Origin of the sequence: Bacillus sp. AFS055030 (assembly GCF_002574545.1) — a bacterium.
Taxonomy (GTDB): Bacteria; Bacillota; Bacilli; order Bacillales; family Bacillaceae_G; genus Gottfriedia.
In genome coordinates this window covers 198969-221179 of sequence record NZ_NUGT01000015.1, presented here as the reverse complement: position 1 = coordinate 221179, position 22211 = coordinate 198969, and the positions used below count along the sequence as shown (strand labels likewise).

23 protein-coding genes and 1 riboswitch are annotated in these 22211 nt (G+C 33.2%); of the genes, 19 read left to right on the top strand and 4 right to left on the bottom strand.

Translation table 11 applies throughout. The annotated features are described in order from the left end of the window. The first annotated feature begins 139 nt into the window (after positions 1 to 139). The 15 genes from CN925_RS06190 (at position 140) to CN925_RS06120 (ending at position 14409) form a co-directional block, all read left to right on the top strand. Positions 140 to 1468 (top strand): aspartate aminotransferase family protein, encoded by a 1329-nt coding sequence (locus tag CN925_RS06190; RefSeq protein ID WP_098845381.1) that lies wholly within the window; start codon positions 140 to 142, stop codon positions 1466 to 1468. A gap of 65 nt (positions 1469 to 1533) precedes the next feature. After that, complete coding sequence (locus CN925_RS06185; RefSeq protein WP_483295171.1) at positions 1534 to 2163, top strand: CoA transferase subunit A; 630 nt, start codon at positions 1534 to 1536, stop codon at positions 2161 to 2163. Continuing rightward, positions 2145 to 2822: a 3-oxoacid CoA-transferase subunit B gene (locus CN925_RS06180; protein ID WP_098845379.1), complete on the top strand. Its 678-nt coding sequence runs from the start codon at positions 2145 to 2147 to the stop codon at positions 2820 to 2822. Before CN925_RS06185 ends, CN925_RS06180 begins: the two co-directional genes overlap by 19 nt. Before the next feature lie 6 nt (positions 2823 to 2828). Beyond that, positions 2829 to 4097, top strand: a complete 1269-nt coding sequence (locus tag CN925_RS06175) for a peptidase (RefSeq protein ID WP_098845378.1) — start codon at positions 2829 to 2831, stop codon at positions 4095 to 4097. A 312-nt stretch (positions 4098 to 4409) separates the two neighbouring features. Beyond that, a complete protein-coding gene (locus tag CN925_RS06170) occupies positions 4410 to 5195 on the top strand; it encodes a polysaccharide deacetylase family protein (protein ID WP_098845377.1) in 786 nt (261 codons plus the stop codon). A gap of 233 nt (positions 5196 to 5428) precedes the next feature. Further along, positions 5429 to 5908 (top strand): PH domain-containing protein, encoded by a 480-nt coding sequence (locus CN925_RS06165; protein WP_098845376.1) that lies wholly within the window; start codon positions 5429 to 5431, stop codon positions 5906 to 5908. Further along, positions 5901 to 7316, top strand: coding sequence for a PH domain-containing protein (locus CN925_RS06160; protein WP_180232871.1), 1416 nt, complete (start codon positions 5901 to 5903; stop codon positions 7314 to 7316). Before CN925_RS06165 ends, CN925_RS06160 begins: the two co-directional genes overlap by 8 nt. 110 nt (positions 7317 to 7426) lie before the next feature. After that, on the top strand, positions 7427 to 8863 hold the full coding sequence (locus tag CN925_RS06155; RefSeq protein ID WP_098845374.1) for an FAD-binding oxidoreductase: 1437 nt from the start codon (positions 7427 to 7429) through the stop codon (positions 8861 to 8863). Between the two features lie 4 nt (positions 8864 to 8867). Then, positions 8868 to 9410, top strand: coding sequence for an MFS transporter (locus tag CN925_RS06150; RefSeq protein ID WP_098845373.1), 543 nt, complete (start codon positions 8868 to 8870; stop codon positions 9408 to 9410). A gap of 289 nt (positions 9411 to 9699) precedes the next feature. After that, positions 9700 to 9879: a hypothetical protein gene (locus CN925_RS06145; protein WP_069033425.1), complete on the top strand. Its 180-nt coding sequence runs from the start codon at positions 9700 to 9702 to the stop codon at positions 9877 to 9879. A 71-nt stretch (positions 9880 to 9950) separates the two neighbouring features. After that, positions 9951 to 11462 (top strand): MDR family MFS transporter, encoded by a 1512-nt coding sequence (locus CN925_RS06140; RefSeq protein WP_098845372.1) that lies wholly within the window; start codon positions 9951 to 9953, stop codon positions 11460 to 11462. Between the two features lie 96 nt (positions 11463 to 11558). Next, positions 11559 to 12185, top strand: a complete 627-nt coding sequence (locus tag CN925_RS06135) for a class I SAM-dependent methyltransferase (protein ID WP_098845371.1) — start codon at positions 11559 to 11561, stop codon at positions 12183 to 12185. A gap of 136 nt (positions 12186 to 12321) precedes the next feature. Continuing rightward, positions 12322 to 12744: an RrF2 family transcriptional regulator gene (locus CN925_RS06130; protein WP_286138276.1), complete on the top strand. Its 423-nt coding sequence runs from the start codon at positions 12322 to 12324 to the stop codon at positions 12742 to 12744. A gap of 120 nt (positions 12745 to 12864) precedes the next feature. Then, the gene (locus tag CN925_RS06125) at positions 12865 to 13572 is read left to right on the top strand and encodes a nitroreductase family protein (RefSeq protein WP_098845369.1); all 708 of its coding nucleotides are present in this window, start codon (positions 12865 to 12867) and stop codon (positions 13570 to 13572) included. A 243-nt stretch (positions 13573 to 13815) separates the two neighbouring features. After that, positions 13816 to 14409, top strand: a complete 594-nt coding sequence (locus CN925_RS06120; RefSeq protein WP_098845368.1) for a YdeI/OmpD-associated family protein — start codon at positions 13816 to 13818, stop codon at positions 14407 to 14409. 660 nt (positions 14410 to 15069) lie between these two features. On the opposite strand, the gene pdxK is transcribed toward CN925_RS06120, so the two are convergent. Continuing rightward, positions 15070 to 15885 (bottom strand): pyridoxine/pyridoxal/pyridoxamine kinase, encoded by an 816-nt coding sequence (gene pdxK / locus CN925_RS06115; protein ID WP_098845367.1) that lies wholly within the window; start codon positions 15883 to 15885, stop codon positions 15070 to 15072. A 201-nt stretch (positions 15886 to 16086) separates the two neighbouring features. Beyond that, positions 16087 to 16264: riboswitch (Lysine riboswitch) on the top strand. A 203-nt stretch (positions 16265 to 16467) separates the two neighbouring features. Between pdxK and CN925_RS06110 the strand changes: the two genes are divergently transcribed. From CN925_RS06110 to CN925_RS06100, 3 genes are all read left to right on the top strand, one after another. Next, positions 16468 to 17937, top strand: a complete 1470-nt coding sequence (locus CN925_RS06110; protein ID WP_098845366.1) for an amino acid permease — start codon at positions 16468 to 16470, stop codon at positions 17935 to 17937. Positions 17938 to 18087: 150 nt separating this feature from the next. Continuing rightward, positions 18088 to 18777, top strand: coding sequence for an MBL fold metallo-hydrolase (locus tag CN925_RS06105; protein ID WP_098845365.1), 690 nt, complete (start codon positions 18088 to 18090; stop codon positions 18775 to 18777). Between the two features lie 20 nt (positions 18778 to 18797). Further along, complete coding sequence (locus CN925_RS06100) at positions 18798 to 19367, top strand: TetR/AcrR family transcriptional regulator (protein WP_098845364.1); 570 nt, start codon at positions 18798 to 18800, stop codon at positions 19365 to 19367. 73 nt (positions 19368 to 19440) lie between these two features. On the opposite strand, the gene CN925_RS06095 is transcribed toward CN925_RS06100, so the two are convergent. Next, complete coding sequence (locus CN925_RS06095) at positions 19441 to 19740, bottom strand: hypothetical protein (protein WP_098845363.1); 300 nt, start codon at positions 19738 to 19740, stop codon at positions 19441 to 19443. A gap of 201 nt (positions 19741 to 19941) precedes the next feature. Here CN925_RS06095 and CN925_RS06090 point away from each other — a divergent pair, with 201 nt between their 5' ends. Then, positions 19942 to 20928, top strand: coding sequence for a zinc-dependent alcohol dehydrogenase family protein (locus CN925_RS06090; RefSeq protein WP_098845362.1), 987 nt, complete (start codon positions 19942 to 19944; stop codon positions 20926 to 20928). Between the two features lie 245 nt (positions 20929 to 21173). Here the strand turns inward: CN925_RS06090 and CN925_RS06085 are convergent, their stop codons facing one another. Both CN925_RS06085 and CN925_RS06080 read right to left on the bottom strand, forming a co-directional pair. Further along, complete coding sequence (locus CN925_RS06085) at positions 21174 to 21752, bottom strand: hypothetical protein (RefSeq protein ID WP_098845361.1); 579 nt, start codon at positions 21750 to 21752, stop codon at positions 21174 to 21176. Next, positions 21691 to 22143, bottom strand: a complete 453-nt coding sequence (locus CN925_RS06080; RefSeq protein WP_098845360.1) for a hypothetical protein — start codon at positions 22141 to 22143, stop codon at positions 21691 to 21693. The genes CN925_RS06085 and CN925_RS06080 overlap by 62 nt, the downstream gene beginning before the upstream one ends. Between the last annotated feature and the right edge of the window lie 68 nt (positions 22144 to 22211).

Here is a 22211-nt window from a genome sequence, read left to right as displayed (position 1 = left end):
GAATTTGCTTAACCTTATTTCATCCATACATCTCATACATTTATTTGAAGTAAACCCTATTGTTTTTCATTAGTCTAACTTCATGCGCTTTCTACTATATATATAGTAATGAGATCTGAGTGAAAGATGGTGAGGGAGTATGGCTAAAAGAGATTATTTAATAAAACCACTTGTAGGTGATCGTTATCCAATAATTGATAAAGGAGAAACAATCTACCTATGGGACAAGCAAGGAAAGAAATATATTGATGGTTCATCAGGTGCAGTTGCTGCAAGTATTGGGCATGGTGTAAAGGAAATAATTGATGAAATGGTAAAGCAGGCGTCTAAAGTGGCGTTTGTTTATCGATCACAGTTTACGAGTGAGGCGGCAGAACAATTAGCTGAAAAAATAGCTCAGCTAGCTCCCGGTGATCTAAACTGGAGTTTTTTTGTTAATAGTGGTACAGAAGCAACTGAAACAGCTATGAAAATGGCAATTCAGCATTTTCAAGAAAGAGGAATTCATACGAAAACGAAGATTATATCAAGAAGTATGAGCTACCATGGTATTACAATCGGATCTTTATCAATGTCAGGTCATCCTTCAAGAAGGAAACGTTTTACTAGTCTACTAGAGGATTATCCTATGGTTGAAGCGCCGTATTGTAAAAGATGCCCATTTGAATTAGAGCCTGGAAATTGTGGTTTACTTTGCGCTACTGCACTTGATCGTACAATTTTGAAATTAGGCTCGGAAAATGTGGCAGCTTTTATAGCTGAACCGATTGTTGGTGCGGCAGGAGCAGCTTTAACTCCTCCAAAAGGATATTATGAAAAAATTAAAGAAATTTGTGATAAACACGATGTACTACTTATTGCGGACGAAGTAATGACTGGAATAGGTAGAACTGGTGAAATGTTCGGAATGAATCATTGGAATTGTGTGCCGGATTTATTAGTCCTCGGCAAAGGATTGGCTGCTGGTTATACGCCAATTGCAGTGGCAATCGCAAGTGATCGTGTAATGCAACCTATTTTAGAAGGTAGTCGGCTTGTGATGAGTGGGCATACATTTAGTGCGAATCCTCTTTCTACAAGTATAGCTTTAGCTGTTTTAAACTATGTCGAAAAAAATGGATTAGTACAAAATTCTAAAATACAAGGTGAAAAGATTAAATTAAAACTAAAAGAATGGCAGAAAGAGTATCCGTTTCTATTCGATGTCAGAGGTGAAGGTCTACTGATTGGAATCGAAATAAATGAAGAATTCTTTAATTGTAAAAGTGTAACAAATCGTGTGATTGAGATCGCTAAAAACCTTGGATTATTACTTTATCCATCTGTTAGTGGCCCATATGGAAGATCTGAAAATAGTTTCTTGCTTTCCCCGCCTTTAGTCATTACTGATGCACAAGTAAATGAATTGCTAATTTTATTGAAGGAAGTATTTAAAAAGCTAAATCAAGAAGCAAAGGAGATTGAATAATGGCCATCAATACTTTCGGTAAAATCATTAGTATTGAAGAAGCTTTGCTTTATTTTAAAGATGATATGGTGTTAATGTTTGGTGGTTTTGGAGGAATTGGTAACCCACCAACATTAATTAGGGGCATTTTAGAAAAAGGTGTTAAAGATCTTACTCTAATAGGAAATGATACGGGTTTTCCTGATGTTGGGATCGGGCAATTAGTGACAGCTAAAAGAGTTAAAAAAATGATTACAACGCATATTGGATCAAATCCGAATGCTGGAAAGCAAATGACGGATGGTACTTTAGAAATAGAGTTCAGCCCTCAAGGTACATTTATTGAACGGATTCGAGCGGGTGGGGTTGGATTAGGTGGCGTTTTAGTAGATATCGGGATTGATAGTGTAATAGATGTTGATAAGCAGAGGGTGAATGTATTTGGAAAAGAGTATTTAGTTGAAACACCTCTCATTTCAGATGTTTCAATTGTATATGCGAAGAAAGCAGATCCTTTTGGGAATTTAGTTTTTGATAAGAGTGCTCGCAATACGAATCCTTATGTAGCAATGGCCGGAAAAATCACGATTGCGGAAGTTGATGAAATTGTTCCTTTAGGCGCATTGGACCCTGAAGAAATTATCGTACCAGGAGCTTTTGTAAACCACGTCGTTCAATCGGAAGGAGTGGATTGGAAGTGGGTTTGGGAAAAATAAATCCTAGGGAAATGATGGCAAAGCGTGCAGCTAAAGAAGTAAAGAGCGGTATGATTGTGAACCTTGGGATTGGAATTCCTTCACTGATCCCAAATTACTTACCAGATGATTGCCAAGTAATGTTTCATGCAGAAAATGGTGTGTTAGGTTTAGGGCCAACTCCACAAAAAGGTGAAGAAGACGAGAATTTATGTAATGCTGCAGGATTACCTGTAACACTAATTCCAGGTTCCAGTTATTTTGATAGTAGCATAGCTTTTGCGATTATTCGAAAAGGCTTATTAGATTTAACCGTACTAGGTGCTCTTGAAGTCAGTAAAAACGGCGATTTAGCAAATTGGATTGTTCCTGGTAAAAGAGTACCTGGAATTGGAGGCGCAATGGACTTAGCTCAAAAATCAAAAAAAGTAATTGTTTTAATGAACCATACTAATAAAAATGGTGATCCTAAAATAGTCTCTGAATGTACACTTCCGCTTACATCTCCAAGTTGTGTAGACTTAATTATTACTGAAATGGCTGTAATCGAAGTTAAAAAAGAAAATGGAGAGCTTTGGTTAAATGAAGTAATGTCTCCATTTTTAGTCAGCGATGTGATAGAGAAAACTGGTGCTCCACTATTTGTGAACCCAAATGTAATTGTTCATCGTTGGGAGTGATCAAAATTGGATTTGAAAGCTAAAATTAATGACTACATTCATAAAAATAAAAACAAGGCAATTGAATTACTTCAGCATCTCGTTCGTGAAAAAAGTGTTTCAGGCAATGAAGCAGGAGCACAAAATATTATCTCAAATTATTTACGAAATCTTGGATTAGTGATTGATGTCTTTGAACCGTCAATTGAGGAATTAACGAAATCATCTTATTTTATTTCAGAACGAACTTCATTTAAAGATAGTCCGAATATCGTTGCAATTTTTAAGGGAACAGGAAATGGTAGATCGATTATTTTAAATGGTCATATTGATGTAGTTCCTGAGGGTGAATTAAGTAGTTGGGATCTTCATCCGTATAGTGGTGCAATTGTAGGAAATCGCTTATATGGCAGGGGAACAACAGATATGAAGGGCGGAAATGTTGCAGCACTATTTGCGATTGAGGCAATCAAAAAATTAAATATTCCGATTAAAGGCGATATCTATTTTGAAAGTGTTATTGAGGAAGAAAGCGGAGGGGCAGGGACGCTAGCAACGATCTTAAGAGGATACGAAGCAGATGCAGTCCTTATCCCAGAACCTACTAAAATGAAAATATTTCCAAAACAGCAAGGTAGTGTTTGGTTTCGAATAAAAGTAAAAGGTAAAGTTGCCCACGGTGGAACGAGGTATGAAGGCGTTAGTGCAATTGAAAAAAGTATGATGGTTATTAATCATATCAATCAATTAGAAAAAGTTCGAAATACAAGATTACTAGATGATCCACTTTACAAAAATGTGCCAATCCCAATTCCAATTAATATTGGAAAAATAAATGGGGGTACTTGGCCCTCCTCTGTCTCAGATCTGGTTACGCTAGAAGGAAGATTAGGTGTTTCACCAAATGAAACAATCGAAGAGGCTAAACTTGAAATAACGAAGTGGCTTAAAACACTCTCATTAATTGATGATTGGTTTATTGAAAATCCGGTTGAGGTTGAATTTTTTGGAGCAAGATGGTTACCAGGTAGTATCGATCCTTTGCATCCATTTATGGAATCGCTGAAGAAATCATATCAAACTGTTTATAAAAAAGAACCGATTATTGAAGCCTCTCCATGGGGCACAGACGGTGGATTATTTACACAAATAAAACAAATACCTACTATTGTTTTTGGACCAGGGGAAACGAAAGTTGCACATTACCCAAATGAATACATTGATCTAGATGAATGTATTCATTGTGCAAAAGTAATTGCATACACTTTACTAGATTGGTGTGGCGTAGATGAATAATGAAGTAATTTATCAAAATAAGTAGATTAAAGTTGAAAAGAAACCAAAAATATTTTCACGGAAATAATATGAACTTTTATCTTATCATGGGAAGTTCGATCAAATTGACTCATCTAAAAAAACATTAAATAGAGAGGCCCGTTACTACATATGAGTAACGGGCTTTCATTTATTACTAGTTAAGGTAAGCATGATTGAATTATCTAACGCGTAGGTAACAGATCGAATCAATCCTATAAAATTGCTAGAAAAAATGATAGTTAAAATGGAAATTGGAACACTAAAGAATAAAAAGGTAAAGAGAGGATTTTTATGCGAAAGATATTTTTATTGTTTCTATGTCTATTTTTGTGGATCCAGTTGCCAGAAAAAACACATGCTGCAGATAAAATTCCAATTTTAATTTATCATTCCATTGATGAGTTTACTGGCCACGGAGTAAGAGCTTTGTTTGTCTCATCAGAGAATTTTGAAAAGCAAATGATCTATTTACGTGATCATGGATTTACGCTTTTAACTTTTGAGCAATGGAAAGACCGTAATAAAGTAAAGAAACCTATATTTATTACGATTGATGACGGTTATAAAAATAACTTAAATGTAGTAAAAATCTTTCAAAAATTGAAATCGGATACGTTTACACCAAAAGCATCTATTTTTGCAATATCCGACTATATTGGATGGCCAGATCGTCTTTCTAGCACGGACTTAAAAAAGATGGCTGATTCAGGGATGTTCTCAATCCAATCACATACTGCAACTCATCCAGATTTAAGGAAGATCAATGATTATAAGCATGAATTGAAAGATTCCAAAGAGAAGATTCAATCGATTACTGGAAAAGCTGTGATAGCTCTCTCGTATCCTTATGGTTATCATAATGATAAAGTAATTGAGGAAACAAAAAAGTACTATTCTTTTGCAGTAGCAACAGATCCGGAATATTTTATAGAAAAAGGTACAAAGAATGAAAACTATCTTTTACCAAGAATTTATATTAAGTATGACACTACTATGGATGAATTTGCTAAGATTGTAGAAGGGCAGGCTAAGGTAATTGTAAATTTTAGAGAATCTGTAACAAATTATCAAAAATGAAATGGGGTTTCTAAATAGGTCATTGTACGTTGGACTTTATGGTATAGCCTTTTTTTATTAATAAAGTTTTCAATCAATCTGTTTAAATTGCTTAAATAAATGATATTTTCACTTCAATTTATGGGGAAAATTACCTTTTTTTAACTTTGTCGATAAATAGGAGGTTTGTGAATAGTTTGTCTCATGGTATGATATAGTAAGTGATAGATTAATGAGATAGAAAAGGTGATTAAATGAGAGCAAATCCATCACAAAGACCATCACCTAAAATGAGGTCGGTATGGAGAATTACATCACTATTAAGCAGTATCTCTTTAGTTACTTTACCAATTATCTATTATTTTCTTATGAGATCTTTTTCACTTCCCTTCTTTATTTTAATGATGATGATATGTGTCGTTATAACGTTAATTATTTTTTTAACTTTATTTTTACCAAGACTAAAAATGAAATATACCGCATATGAGATTTATGAAAATGAGTTAGAAATTCAAAAAGGAATATTTGTTATTAAACGAATTGTCATTCCTATGGTCAGAGTTCAACACGTGACGACAGAAGTAGGACCAATACTGCGTCGATACGGTTTATCTACAGTGAATATTTCCACGGCAGCTACCACACATGAAATTGAAGGCTTAGAACACCACGATGCAGAAAAGCTTAGAGATAAAATTATCTACTTAGCAAGGATCAGTGATGACGATGTATGAGCCGAAAAGACAACATCCAGCTTATATCCTTACCGTATTTTTAGAACAAATTAAAAACGTACTAATACCACTTATTATACTTTTACTTTCAGGTGGTAAAGGGTCAATGTTTCAATATTTGTTTGCTGCAGTTCTGATTATTTTTCCAGTTGCTTCAGCAATCATAAAATGGTATCGATTTACTTACTATATAACGGAAGATGAATTTAGAATTCGTTCAGGATTATTTGTAATAGAGAATACATTTATTCAAAAAGAACGCATTCAATCTTTTTCAATTAATGCTGGATTTATTCAACAGTTTTTTAATGTGGTGAGCGTACGAATTGAAACAGCTGGTGGAAAAAAAGCTGAAGGTATATTAAATGCAATACCTAAAGAAGTGGCACTTTCATTAAAAAATGAAGTATTAAACTCTAAAAAGAAAAAAGTAGGTTTGGTTGTAGCTGAGGAAAATAGTGTACAAGCAGTGCCATTAGTAGATATAAGTTTAACAATTGAAACGAGAAAACTTTTTTTAGCTGGAATTACTTCCTTTGAAGTCGGACTAGCTTTTGCCGTGTTAGCATCATTATTTTCACAAATCGAGGATTTACTGCCTCATAGTATTTATGTGTCAATATATAATCAAATACAAACATTCACTTACATGATGTTCTTTATTGTATTTTTAGGTAGTTTATTACTTGCCCTAATTTTTTCAACCATTCGATACATATTAAAGTTTGCAAACTTTACTGTCCAAAGAAAAGATGATCGAATTATTATTACAAGAGGGTTATTCGAAAAAAATGAATTTACGGTTTCTTTAAAACGAATTCAAGGAGTAGTTGTAAAAGAAGGGATTATTCGTCAATTATTTGGCTATTCGACTGTATACGTAGAAGCTGTTGGCATGGGGGATAAGCAGGAACAAGGTAGACATGTTCTACATCCGTTTATAAAAACGAAGGATGTCCAATTATTTTTAAAAAATTTTATTCCTTCTATTAACTATGATGAAATATCAAACAGAGCACCGAAAAGAGCTCGAAAAACGTATTATTCAAGAATGACGATTACATTTCTTCTACTAGCAAGTGGAATTGTATTTCTTCCATTTATTCACTTCTGGGTTTATGGCATTGTATTTTTCGGTCTATTTATAGGGGAATTAGGATTTAGAAATGCAGGCTATACATTATTAGATCGAACTGTGATCGTTCAGTCTGGTTATTTCTCTAGAACAACCGCGATTTTACCAAAAGAGAGAATACAAGTATTGATCGGTGAACAAAGTTTCCTGCAAAAAAGAGTCAAACTAAAATCGATCTATATTACGATTCTTTCGAGCCAATTTGGACGTACTTATCAAGTAAGACATTTAGATGAAAAAGACGTAAATCGAATGATTGGTTGGTTTAGTTAATATCATATTAAATAAGCACAGATCGTTAAAATAAGACGTGTATTATACATTAGTGTAAGCACGTCTTTTTTAACGCTTAAATTTATTTTTTTTATTAGGAGGAAAAGAACATGGGGAAAAGAATATTTGTAGGAATACTCCTCTTAACCGTGTTTGTGACAGTTTTACATACGCTTTGGAATAAACCTTCCCCTCTAAAGCATGGAGTGATTGATGATGTTGGCCATCTTCTTCCTACTAAAATTGATCGTATTGTGAAAGGAAAGGAAGTAGAGCAATTAAAGAAAATTGTAATCGATGCAAAAAAACAAGGCAAGACGGTATCCATTGCGGGAGAGCGACATAGTCAAGGGGGGCATACATATTATAAAGATGGTGTGGTCATTGATTTAAAAACATTTAATAAAGTTAAAAAAGTGGATCCTATTCAAAAGACGGTGATCGTTCAAAGTGGTGCTACATGGGGAGATATACAAAAAGCGATTAATCCGTATCATCTCGCATTAAAAGTAACTCAGTCACAAGAAATCTTCTCAGTAGGTGGTTCATTAAGTGTGAACGCACATGGTCGGGACATTCGGAATCACTCATTAGCTAGTACTGTTAATTGGTTTACATTATTAACACCAGAAGGAAAAGTAATAAAAGTAAGCCGCACGGAGAATAAGGAATTATTTCCTTATGTATTAGGAGGATATGGATTATTTGGAATTATTTTAGAAGTAGAGTTCCAATTAACAGATAATGAATTATATCGAGTAGAAACAAAAACGATGGACTATAAGAAGTATCCAAATTATTTTAACAAGAACGTTTTAGAAAACGAAGAGGCAAGAATGCATATAGCTAGAATTTCAGTTGCGCCAGATAGTTTTTTTAATAAGGTTTATGCAATTAATTATATGGCAACATCCCGTAAAATGTCCGATTCAGATCAAGAGCTGAAGGAAGATCATTCCACTTTTTTACCGAAGTTTGCACTTGGTATGTCCAGAACTTCGGACATGGGTAAAAATCTTTTTTGGGATTTCCAATATCGCTTTATTCACTCGCTAAATGGAAACTACGAAACTCGTAATAATGTCATGCGCTCTGAAAGTAAGTTTATGGAATTCGATGACCGTCAAGATACACAAGTATTACAGGAATTTTTTGTACCTGTAAATGAATTTACTCGCTTCATTGATGATGTTAGAGAATATTTACAATATGAAAATTTAAATATATTAAATATAACGATTCGTTACGTTGAAAAAGATCATGAAACAGTCATGAATTATGCGAAAGATGATATGTTTGCTTTCGTTGTATTGATTCAACACGGTAAAGATAAGGATTCTGTTCAATATGCAAAAGAAGTAATCCAAAAGTGGACTGATCTAACTTTGGCGCATAAAGGAACTTATTATTTACCGTATTATCCTTATCAGTCTAAGCAACAAATGATAAGGGCATACCCTAAAACGCAAGATTTTTTCAATAAGAAAAGAGAGTTTGATCCAAATAATGTATTTATCAATACATTTTATGAAAACTATGGGGAGTAATCCTATGAACCGTTTTTTAATCGCATTACTAAGTATTATTGGATTTAGCAGTTCTTTAGTATTTCCATATTATGTCCTCTTCTTAAGGAATATAGGAGATGCATATGATGTATTTAGTTTATTATATGGACTTTTTTCATTAAGTTTAAGTGTGGTAGTATACTTTGGAGGCCGATTCGTTGACCGGGTTTCACCATTTTTATTAATGATATTCCACTCATTATTTTGCTGTTTATTGTTTTTTTCACTGCCTTTGATCGATAATATTAAAATCGTCTATATTGGGCAAGTTTTATTTGGAGGATTTACTGCGTTATTCAAAATTGCTGAAAAGAAATTATTTATGAACGCTTCATCTGATTTTTATAGAAGTTACTTATTTTGGACGTCTTTTGTAACTGCTATCTGTATTATAGGTGTAGGCACTTTACTTGAATCGATTGACATTCAATTTATGTTTCATCTAGCGGCTTGGCTTTTCATAATAAGTGCAATTGGTCTTTGCTATAAAATGTTAACGAGCAAGGTTCAGACTGGTCCTAAATAATAAAGTGAAAGATTTAATTCCAGGGTAACACAACAATGTTTTGTTTTTTGTTGGGTTTTTATGCGTAACGTTGTTTTATTCCTTTTTATACAATAAAGTTAATGAATAAGTAGTAATATATTTACATGTAAAGTACTGTTTTTATAAAAATAAAACAATAAAATTTAAATTTATATATTGTTTAAGTAACGAAACAATGTTATATTAACTGTACGTTAATTAAAGTATTTATAGATACATTCATTACTTTATGTGAAATTAAATTGTATGGAAGGAATGATTATATAGTATGAGACATGAGGAAGCTGTAGGTATTTTTTATGCTGCTTTTGTAATTTTAGGATTAACGATTGGTTTAGGTGTAGGTTATTTTACATCACATTTAATCGTAGGAGGATTTCTCGGGTTTGGAATTGGAATAGGTTTAGGTCTATTAAGTAATGCTATTTTATACATTAATAGAGACTGATTTTGACAACTTAAGTTAGACATGAATACATGATTTAAATTTATGCTTGAAATGTAAAAGGAGAGATCATCATGCAAAAAAGGGAAACAAAACTGGTTCCTGTTATGATTGCGTTATTACTTGGGATATTTTTCGCTTCTCTTGATAATACAATCGTTTCTACGGCGATGCCTACAATCTTAAAAGATTTAGGTGGCTATGATAAATTTGTTTGGGTAACATCGGCTTACTTAGTTACAGAAATGGCTGGGATGCCAATTTTCGGTAAACTTTCTGATATGTATGGTAGGAAAAGATTTTTTATGTTAGGGATTATATTATTCATTTTAGGTTCAGTTCTTTGTGGAACTGCCGATTCGATTATTCAGCTTAGTATTTACCGTGCTATTCAAGGGATTGGTGGAAGTGCTTTAATGCCAATTGCTTTTTCAATTATTTGGGATGTGTTTCCTGTTGAAAAGCGTGGTAAAATGAGTGGTATTTTTGGTGCCGTATTTGGATTATCAAGTGTTCTTGGACCATTAATTGGCGCTTATATTACAGATTATATTAACTGGAGATATATTTTCTATATTAATATTCCTTTTGGACTTTTAACACTTGGACTAATTAGTTATTTTTATATCGAGTCAAAAAATCATACGAAGCAACAAATCGACTGGTGGGGTGCAACAACATTTGTTATTAGTATCGTCTGTTTAATGTTTGCACTTGATTTAGGCGGTAAAGAATACGCTTGGGATTCAGTTCAAATTTTAGGATTATTTGCTGGATTTGCTGTTTTCCTTATTATCTTTTTATTTATTGAACGTAAAGCAGTTGAACCGATTATTTCGTTTAATATGTTTAAATATCGTCTTTTTGCTGCTAGTAACTTTGTTGGATTATTTTATGGAGCGGCATTCATTGCTGCAACAATTTACATTCCAATCTTTATCCAGTTTGTTCAAGGTGGAACAGCAACAAATTCTGGTTTAGTCCTATTACCAATGATGGTAAGTGTTAGTATTTCTGCTTCATTTGGTGGGGCTTTAGCGAATAAAACTAGTTATCGTAATATAATGGTCGGATCCGTTATACTTCTTTTAGCAGGGATTATTTGTCTAGGTACTTTAACGCCTGATACGACTAAATTCCAAGTGATCGTTTACATGGTCATCGTTGGTTTAGGGGTAGGGGCATCCTTCTCAGTACTTGGTATGTCTGCGATGCATCATTTTGATAATGAAAATCGTGGTTCAGCCAGTTCGACTAACGCATTCCTCCGTGCTTTAGGAATGACGGTTGGTATTACTGTTTTTGGTGTTATTCAACGCAATGTATTTACTGATAAAATTACTGATGCATTTGCAAAAAGTGGCGCACCACAGGATTTTTCGAATATTAATCAAGCCTTTACTCCTGAAGCTGCTAAAATGATTCCAGCACCAATACTCACAAAAATTACTGACGTGTTCTCAACATCAATTGCTCATACATTCCTTTGGACACTAGTTCCAGTAGGATTAGCGTTGATTTCAATTTTCTTAATGGGTAATGAACGTTTATCAGATAAAGAAATGGCTAAAAGCAACGCATCATAAATAGAAATAAAAAAGGAAGACTTTGGGTCTTTCTTTTTTTTGAACAAAAATAATATAGCTCATTTAGATTGAACGATTTTGAAAGGGGATTTAGATATGGCTGAAATTTGGGAATCGAGTTTTAAAAAAAATCAAATGATGTGGGGATATGAACCCTCAGACTCCGCAATTTTAACAAAGGACTTTTTCTTTGAAAAGAACGTTAAAGATGTATTGATTCCTGGTATTGGATATGGTAGAAACGCTAAGATTTTTACTGACAACGGAATAAACGTAACAGGAATTGAAATATCAAAAACAGCGATTGAATTGGCAAGACAAAATGGGATTCATTTTCCTATTTTTCATGGTTCAGTAACCGACATGCCTTTTGATCAAAAGCTGTATGACGGTATATTTTGTTATGCACTGATTCACTTATTGAATAAGCATGAAAGAGAGAAGTTTATTCAAGATTGCTTTAATCAGTTAAAGCCAAATGGGTATATGGTATTTACTACAATTTCAAAAGATGCACCAATGTTCGGAAAGGGCAAACGGCTAGCTAAAGACTATTACGAAATAATGGAAGGGATAAAAATGTTTTTTTATGATTCTGATTCGATCAAACAAGAGTTTGGAGACTATGGAATCATCGAAGTTTCCGAGATTCTTGAGCCACATAAGAATATGGAAAGTAAACCTCCGTTTAAATTTACGATGGTGAAATGTCAAAAGCAATGATCTTTACAAATCTTATTGTCACAAGAGGAAATTGTTAATGCGAATTTAGGATAAAAAGTAGCATTATCTCTTTATAATTTAGATAAGGTTGTCTTTTTCAAAAAATAGTTTAGACTAGTAACTGAGGTGAATGATCTTGAAAGATAAGGTTTCTAGTACGAAATGGTTTGGACTAGCACTGCAATCTCTATTAATTTTAGCAGAGCAAGATGGTATCTGTCCAAGCGCAGTATTAGCTCAAAAACTTGAAGCACAGTCTACTTTTTTAAGAAAAATTCTTGCCAATTTAGTAAAAGCAGGCATTATTTCAGCTAAAGAAGGACGAGATGGTGGTTATTTTTTAGCCAGAGGTGCGAATGAAATTACTTTAAAAGATGTTTATGATGCGATGAGATCTGATCCGTATTCAAAAGGCTTTTTAGATGTAAATAGTAAGGAATGTTTTGCGCCTTCTACACGATCTGCTTTGTATGATTTAAAAGATGAGATGGAAAGCTGGCTTGTTGAAGGTCTTGCGAAGAAAACAATTTCAGACTTATTACCAAAAGAAAATGGATAAAATAAAATCGAAACTAAAATGTTTCGATTTTATTTTTTAATAAACTGTAGTTGACTTTTATACAGTTAAAGTCATATACTGTATTTATAAATAATACAGTTAATTAAGGAGAGATTAAATATGTCTAAAGTTAAATCTGAAAAAGAAGAGTATTTAAATAAAGTAAACGAAATTGATTTTGGTAAAGAAGCACCAAAAGAACTTGATACTACGGATTTCTTCACTGTAGCAAAGGAAAGAAGATCAGTTCGTCACTACGATCCAAACTTTCAAATGTCTGATGATGAAATTAAAGAGTTGCTAGAAATTGCGGTTCAAGCTCCATCTTCTTCTAATTTACAACCATGGAGATTCCTTGTCATTAAGGACCAAGATACGAAACAAAAACTATTACCAATCGCTAATAACCAACAACAAGTTGTTGATGCATCTGCGGTAATCGCTGTTTTAGGTGATACAGAAGCATATAAAAATGCCGCTCGTATTTATGATGAGTTAGTTGAAAAAGGTATGATGACTCAGGGAGTGAAAGACTTCTATGTAGGATCAATCGTAAAAAACTACGGTGGTTTACCAGAGGAAATCGCAACAAAAATTGCGATGGTCGATGGTGGATTAGTTTCAATGCAATTTATGCTTGCAGCAAAAGCAAAAGGTTTAGATACAGTTCCAATGGGTGGGTTTGACCAAGCGAAGTTTGTAGAAGCGTTCAATGTACCAGCAAACTTCAAACCAGTTATGTTAATTTCAGTTGGTAAAGGAATCAAAGCAGGCTTTGAAAAAGTTCGTTTAACTTTAGATGAAGTTGTTGCTTGGGAAAAATACTAAGCATTAAGAAGAGCAGGGATAAGGGAAACCTTTTACCTGTTCTTTTTTTGTTTGAAGGAAATTTGCATTCGTTTAAAGAATAAATTCTTTTGAAGGAACTAATTGTCAGTCTAACTAGAAAAAATGATGGCTGATTAAAGGGAAGAATTTTGGTGAAGTACTAAGTAGGATCTGAATGAAATTCTGAAGTTATTATTATCCGCTAAAAAATAGTCTGGAAGAATTAATGAGAGGTGTTTATTGATGACAAATACAAATATGCATCCTAAAGTTGAAGCTTTTTTATTAAGAGCAAAAAAGTGGCAAGAAGAATTTTATAAGTTAAGAGAAATCGTCATTGATTGTGAACTGACTGAAGATTTTAAATGGATGCATCCTTGTTACACACTTGATAATAAAAATATCGTTTTAATACATGGTTTTAAAGAATATTGTGCACTTTTGTTTCACAAAGGTGCGTTGTTAAAAGATCCAAAAGGCATACTGATTCAACAAACAGAAAATGTCCAATCAGCACGTCAAATACGGTTTACCAATATTCAGGAAATCATTGAAATGGAAAACGTTTTGAAGGATTATATTAAAGAAGCTATTGAAGTGGAAAAAGCAGGTTTGCAAGTAGAATTAAAAAAGATTTCAGATTATACAGTTCCCGAAGAATTACAACTTAAATTAGATGAAAATCCTGCCTTAAAAACGGCTTTTGAAGCATTAACGCCAGGACGTCAAAGAGCGTATCTTTATTATTTTTCTCAACCAAAACAATCAAAAACCCGTACGTCTAGAGTTGAAAAATACATTGAACAAATTCTTGCTGGAAAAGGATTAAATGATTAGTATTTTTTGGGATGATCTGGATCGAAAAATTAATCCTCACCAATCATTCCAACTTTTTTGTTTGTCTGTGTATCTATATAGATAACGATCTTCTCTTCAGGATTATCTCAATTAAAAGTAACAGAAAATAGTTTATCTCTATGATAGTTTTTATTAAATATTGTATCATTATTAGGTATGGAATCGACTTGTTTAACGACCCCATGTTTATCACTTATTGCAGCCAATTTGATGTTCAAAATTATTGAATGTGTAAAAGTATGTAGGAAATAAAGTAGAAATTGATAGAAAAATTGTATGCGGTATTGATAAATTATTAACTAAAGAAGTAGAGAATTTATATGGGACAAAACAAACATGCATTACATCTTCACAAGCGTTTCAACAGTTTGCATACAAAACAGAATGAACGAGTTGCGGAGTTTCACAAACAGCACGTCATTCAGATTGAAAATGGCAAAATGGTAAGGCTTATTAGCTAAATGGGAAAGATTTGTTTATTACAAAGGAAGAAATGTATTTAGGGTAATCAAGGGGATTTTCAGTTGAAAAGTAGGAACCTAGGGGAAAGGGAACAGGGAGTACAAACACCAGTTTTTACTATTAAAAAGGGCTGTCAACGTTAGTTAATCTAACGTATGACAGCCCTATTAGTTGCTTTTAGCCTTCTCCATGTAATCGATAGGCCATGTGGTTTGTTGGGCCAACGTATTGATTAAGTGGGAATGAGTGACGAATTGCTTCGGTAATGTATTTCTTTGCAGTATGGATTGCTTCTCTTGGTTCTGCTCCTTTAGCAAGCTCTGCACAAATCGCTGCAGAATAAGTACAACCCGCACCGTGTGTGTATGTAGTTTCAATTCTGTCAGATTCTAGATGTTCGATTTTTTCACCATCAAATAATACATCTATTGCATTTTCATGCTGAATTTTACTTCCACCTTTAACTAAAACATATTTAGCCCCTAATTCATGGATTTTGCGTGCTGCTTCTTCCATTTGTTCAACTGTGCAAATTGGAGGCATTTTAGCTAATTGAGCTGCCTCAAATAAATTTGGCGTTACAACTGTTGAAAGTGGTACTAAAATTTCTCTTAATGCATCATTTGTCTCTGGGTGAAGAGCCTCGTCATTTCCTTTACAAATCATAACTGGATCTACGACAACTCGATCAATAGTATGTTTTTTTATTGTTTTTGCAGCTAACTCAATGATTTCAGTTGAACCGAGCATACCTGTTTTCATTGCTTGAACCCCAACGCCGACAACGATTGTTTCTAATTGTGCTGCAATTGTATCTATATCAATTGGAAATACTTGATGATGCCAATGATTATGAGGATCCATTGCTACTAAGGTTGTAACTGCACTCATTCCATAAACATTACGTTCCTGAAACGTTTTAATATCAGCTTGTAATCCTGCACCACCACTACTATCAGATCCAGCAAGTGTCAATGCTTTATAAATTGTCATGTGAAAAATTCCTCCTTTAATTACATAGAATTATTATACAGAAACAGATGTGCTAGGTACAAGGCATGAGCATTCTTTAAGCGAAAATCAGGCATACCATTTCTTAAGTAGAGTCTATTTTTGTCGAAAATTCTATTGACAAACTAGATTAATAGATTGTATATTGAGTTTATAAAAATTAATTTAATATGATCTTTATCTCGTTTGGATAGAGGCGCAGTTTTGATTAGTCGTTACTTTGAGGTTTATGGTACCTGTGAAAAGTAATAAAAGGTGAAACTGCCGAAGTAATAAATTTACCATTTGAATTTATTACTGGGCCTATTGCTGAATAAGCGTAGGACTGTCACAAGATTTCTTGTGGAGGGCTATTGAAGAGATGTTGATGCTGTTTGATTCATATAATTGAGTCTTAAACACGTGAACATTGCTTCACGTGTTTTTTTGTATTTTACCAGATTTTCCATTCTTTACATATTGCTTGTAAAAACTGAGTAAAATACACATCATACAACACTTTTATACCGTCCCATATTCTCGCGTAAAGATAAGATTGCAAGAATGAAGAGGAGGCACAACAAGATGGGACTAACAAACCCTAAAAACGATAATGTGGTATCGAATACTCACGATGGTTCTTTAAAAAGGGGCCTTAAAGCAAGACATTTAACAATGATTTCAATTGGTGGTTCAATTGGTACAGGTTTGTTTTTAGCTAGTGGAACTTCAATTAGTGAAGCTGGTCCTGGTGGAGCTATTTTAGCATACGGATTAATTGGTATTATGGTTTATTTCTTAATGACTAGTTTAGGTGAGATGGCGACTTATTTACCTGTTTCTGGTTCATTTAGTACGTATGGATCTCGCTATGTTGATCCAGCATTCGGTTTTGCTATGGGTTGGAATTATTGGTATAACTGGGCAATTACTCTAGCTTTTGAATTATTAGCTTCGGCAATGCTGATGAAATATTGGTTCCCACATACTCCAGCTGTTTTATGGAGCGGAATCTTCTTAGTGATTATTTTAGGTTTAAATTTACTTTCAGTTAAAGGTTATGGTGAATCAGAGTTTTGGTTTTCATTAATTAAAGTTGTAACTGTAGTTGTCTTTTTAGTTGTTGGGATTGCAATGATTTTTGGCATTATCAGTGGACATCATGCAGGTTTCAAAAACTTTACTGTTGGGGATGCTCCGTTTCATAATGGATTTTTAGGTGTTTTATCAATCTTTATTGTTGCAGGTTTCTCATTCCAAGGTACTGAATTAATCGGTGTTGCAGCAGGGGAGACTGAACATCCAGAAAAAAATGTTCCAAAAGCTATCCGTCAAATTTTCTGGCGTATCCTTTTATTTTATGTTTTAGCTATTATCGTAATTGGTTTATTAATTCCTTATACAGATCCTGGTCTTATGAAAAACGACGTAGCTGTTAGTCCATTTACTTTAGTATTTGAAAAATTAGGAGTTGCATTTGCGGCTTCTGTAATGAATGCAGTTATTTTAACATCCGTTTTATCGGCAGGTAATAGTGGAACATACGCATCTACTCGTATGTTATATACTTTAGCGATTGAAGGCAAAGCTCCTAAATTCTTAACAAAAGTAAATAAAAATGGTGTTCCTACAAATGCTTTATATGTAACACTTGCGGTTGGTTCACTTGCTTGTTTATCTTCATTCTTCGGTGAAGGTCAAGTGTATACTTGGTTATTAAATTTATCAGGATTATCAGGTTTCCTTGCTTGGTTAGGGATCGCGATTTCTCATTACCGATTCCGCAAAGCTTATGTTGCTCAAGGATTAGATTTGAATGACTTACCATACCGAGCAAAATGGTTCCCACTTGGTCCAATTTTAGCATTCTTAGCTTGTTTATTTATTGTACTAGCTCAAAACTGGCAAGCTTTCACTGGTAATGCAATTGATTGGCAAGGCGTACTTGTTTCATATATTGGAATTCCTGTGTTTTTAATTGTTTGGTTAGGTTATAAATTTAAACACAAAACGAAAGTTGTTTCTTATAAAGAGATGGATTTATCTAGAAAATAATAAAATGTAGCCCTTTCATCTTTGATGGAAGGGTTTTTTTTAGTCATATAACGAATTTTATGTAAAATTTGGAATTTTTGTTCACGAAAACTAATACCTTTAGTATTATAAAACTAAAGGTATTAGTTTTTATCATTAGGAGGATATTAAATGAAAATTACGAAAAATAATGATCTTTATGAGTTGAGCTTTTTACCAAATTTCTTTCCTGTGAATTGTTTTTTAGTAGAAGAAGAAAACGAGCTTACGTTAATTGATACAGCGCTTTCCTTTAGTGCAACTAAAATTATTGATACGGCTAATCAAATAGGCAAAAAAATTACGAATATCGTTTTAACACATGCGCACGGAGACCATGTTGGATCGCTTGATCAATTAAAATCATTACTTCCAGATGCAGTCGTTTCCATTTCAAAAAGAGATGCAAAATTATTAAAAGGTGACACAAGTTTAGATGCGGGTGAGCCAAATACGCCTATAAAAGGTGGCGTTCCTAAAAATATTCAAACCATCCCAGATCGTTTACTGCAGGAAGGAGATACGATTGGGTCTTTACTAGCGGTTGAAGTTCCCGGTCATACACCAGGTTCAATGGCATTTTTAGATCAACGGACAAATGCCATTATAGCTGGTGATGCTTTTTCATTAAGAGGTGGTTTGGCGATTTCTGGTCAATTTAAAATTTTATTTCCTTTTCCATCTATGGCAACTTGGAACAAGGATGCTGCATTAAATAGTGCTAAGAAAATTAGTGAATTAAAACCTACGTTATTGGCAGTCGGTCATGGTACAATGTTAAGTCACCCACAAGAAGAAATTGACCGTGCTCTTAAAAAGTAATATGTGAAGGAGTAAAAGCAATGTCACCAAGAATTGGATTGAATTATAATCAATTACTAAGTACTTCAATTAAGATTGTTGATACAGAAGGGTGGGAGGCTTTAACGATTAGTTATCTTGCAAAGAAGCTAACGATTCAACCACCATCGATTTATAACCATATTAAGAATTTGGATGAACTAAAAAATAGTGTAGCAGTACATGGGATTACACAACTTTATGAAAAACTTCGTAAATCGGTTGAAGGGAAAAATAATGAGAAAGCAGTTTTGGCTTTAGCTTTTGCTTATCTCGATTATGCTAGGATACATCCTGGTTTATATAAAGCTACGTTATCTCCGTCTCAATCACCTGGAGATGAGTATCGTTTGATTGGGAATAAAATATTGAACTTAATTTACGAAGTACTAAAACCTTATCATTTAACTGACATTGAACTTATTCATGCGGTTAGAGGCTTAAGAAGTTTGCTTCATGGTTTTGTTTCGCTTGAAAAAAGTGATGGGTTTGGTATAAATATCCCAATTGATGAAAGTGTACTTTTTGTATTGAAAAATTATGTAAGAAATTTAAAGCAGCATATGAATTAATAATCAAAAGGATAGAAAGGTTTAAATACCTTCCTATCCTTGATTTATAGAGAAAATACGTTTTTATTTATTATTATGCGTTCACGCCGTCTTTAAAATTTTTATTCCAGTTTTTATCGCCAACATGTTCAAGATCTTCAGTAGTACGTTCTAATACATCAATTAGTAACGTCTTCATATGGTGAATATTGTTATAAAATAATTTTTCTTCTTCTAAATCTGGTTTTGCATGGTGAGCTGCTCTGATTGCTGCTTCTTCGCGAAATCTTTTAACTTTTAAGTCTAACTCATCAAAGACGTGTTTTACATACTTTACAATATTTCTATGGTTTAACGTATTTCTCTCATTTAATTCCTCTAATTTGTTTACCATAGTATTTTTCCTCCATGAATAAGATTAAAAGATTACTATTGATTATACGGAATCAAAGTGAAAAAACAATATAAATTATAGATTTTTAACCATTATAATCAAAACCTCATGAATCAATTTGGAGTTAAAATTGTATTTTTTTCGATCAGATGTATGCTACAATGACTTAAAAATATTTTCTATTTCGAATAGGAGGCTATTATGAAAGCGGTTGTCATTCATCAATATGGAGATAGTTCTGAGTTTAAAAATGTTGAACTTTCAATACCGAAACCATCTGGTCATCAAGTTTTAGTCAAGGTTTCTGCGACTAGTATCAATCCGATTGATACAAAGATTCGAAAAGGAATTGTACCAAATGTGTTTCAACCGAATTTTCCAATGATTTTACATAGTGATTTTTCTGGTGAAGTTGTTGAAGTTGGTGAAAATGTTTCACGTTTTTCAGTTGGTGATTCTGTATTCGGTTTAAATGTCTTTACTGGTACTCTTTCAGATTATTTATTAATAGAGGAATCAGTAATCGCTAAAGCTCCAAAAAATTTACCAATTCAAGAAGCGGCAAGTTTACCATTAACAGCTATTACTGCTTGGGAGGCACTTTTTGACAGAGGTAACTTAAAACAAGGTGATCATATTTTAATTCATGGCGGTGCAGGTGGTGTTGGTCATTTAGCGATTCAGTTAGCGAAAGCTTTTGGAGCTACTGTTTCGACAACAGTCTCGTCGAAGGAAAAAGCTGATTTAGTTAAAAAGCTAGGCGCAGACCACGTCATTAATTACAAGGAAGAGACCGCAGAAGAATATGTTAACCGCCTAACAGATGGGCAAGGCTTTGATCTTGTTTTTGATACTGTCGGTAAAGAAAATCTAGATAAATCATTTATTGCAGCTAAACCAAAAGGTACTGTTCTAGCAATCGCAGCACGTTCGACGCATGATTTAACACTTTTACATAACAAATCTTTATCTTTACATGTTATTTTTATTTTGCTTACTCAAAAAACTGAGGAAGGGCGAAAAGAACATAGTACTATTTTAAATAAAATCGCTACTTTAGTTGATGAAGGTAAGCTAAAGCCGCTAATCAATCCAAAATCTTTTACATTTGATCAAGTGAAGGAAGCCCATGATTACTTTGAAAATAATGAAGTACAATTTGGTAAAGTATTAATTGAAAATATATAAAAACTATTTAAATCCCCTTTTGCATATGCTTGGGGATTTTTTTTTATATAATTTTTGAAAGATAGCAAGTCTTAGTAAAGCGACAAGTAGTTAAGTTATTTTGTTCAATTCTCATATAGAATTATCTTTGGATTTTGATTACTGACTCACACCAATCAATTAAAAAAGCCCAGATTTATTTCTGAGCTTTCTAGTTTTTTAGCTATATATTTATCTTTATTGTGGAGATTAGTTTTAATTATAATTTATACTTTTACGACTGTATAATGATTTAATACAGGTACCTTTGTATATACGTCACCAACATATTCCCATTTTCCGCTACCCATAACAGTTTTTCTATATTGCTTATACTTTTTAACTTCTATATCCTTATGAATTAAAAGTTTTACTGCTTGTCCCATATATGGCGATTTTACTACAACTCCAGTGCCACTTATACTTCCTGGAGTTACTCCTATTGAATAAGCACCATATGCAACGGATATTGTAACCGTAACTTTACTTCCACTATTTGACCAATAAAAACTTCCAGGAGAGTGAAATATAGTCCCCTTTGGCGGTTGCCCTTCAGCATAACCAATTTTGACCTTTTTTGCTATTTGAGTTCCCACAAGTTCAGTTTTATACTCATACAATGGAGTTCTTCCTTTACTATTTTGTTGTTCTAATTGTTGTTGTTCTTCTTTATCAATTTCTTCTTGAGATACAGGTATTACAAAAGCTTCTTGGCTTGTCTCTTCAGTTGGAATTTCTTGTGCATTAATTGAGGTTGAAGAAATTAAGATGCTTAAAAAGACTAGTAAACTTGCTATTTTTTTCATAATTAAACTTCCTACTTTCATAATTTGTTTGGATACCTGGGATTGCATCGATTTGTTTAAAGTAATATGCTTTTTCATTTATCATAATCTTGAAACCACTATTTTTATAAGTGATCCCTATGTTCTTAAAAACCGAACTTTTTATTATATATTTGGATTCAGATTTTCTTAAAAATGTTCCTTTATCTAATTTGCTATTTCCTTGTAAATCCTCGTAATAATAATAAAATGTATAGTCATTTTCTGGATCAAAGACCATTGAATCAAATGGCAGTTCTTTACACGCAAATGTACCTCTTAATAAAAATGTCTTATTAGAGGAATTACAACTACTAGTTAGGAACACCAATATAAATGTAATAAGTATTTTTTTAGTCTTAAGCTTTTCCATGAACTTATTTTTCTCCTGTAATAAAACTTGTAATGTTTTACTTACTAATAAGGAATTAGGTTATCTTT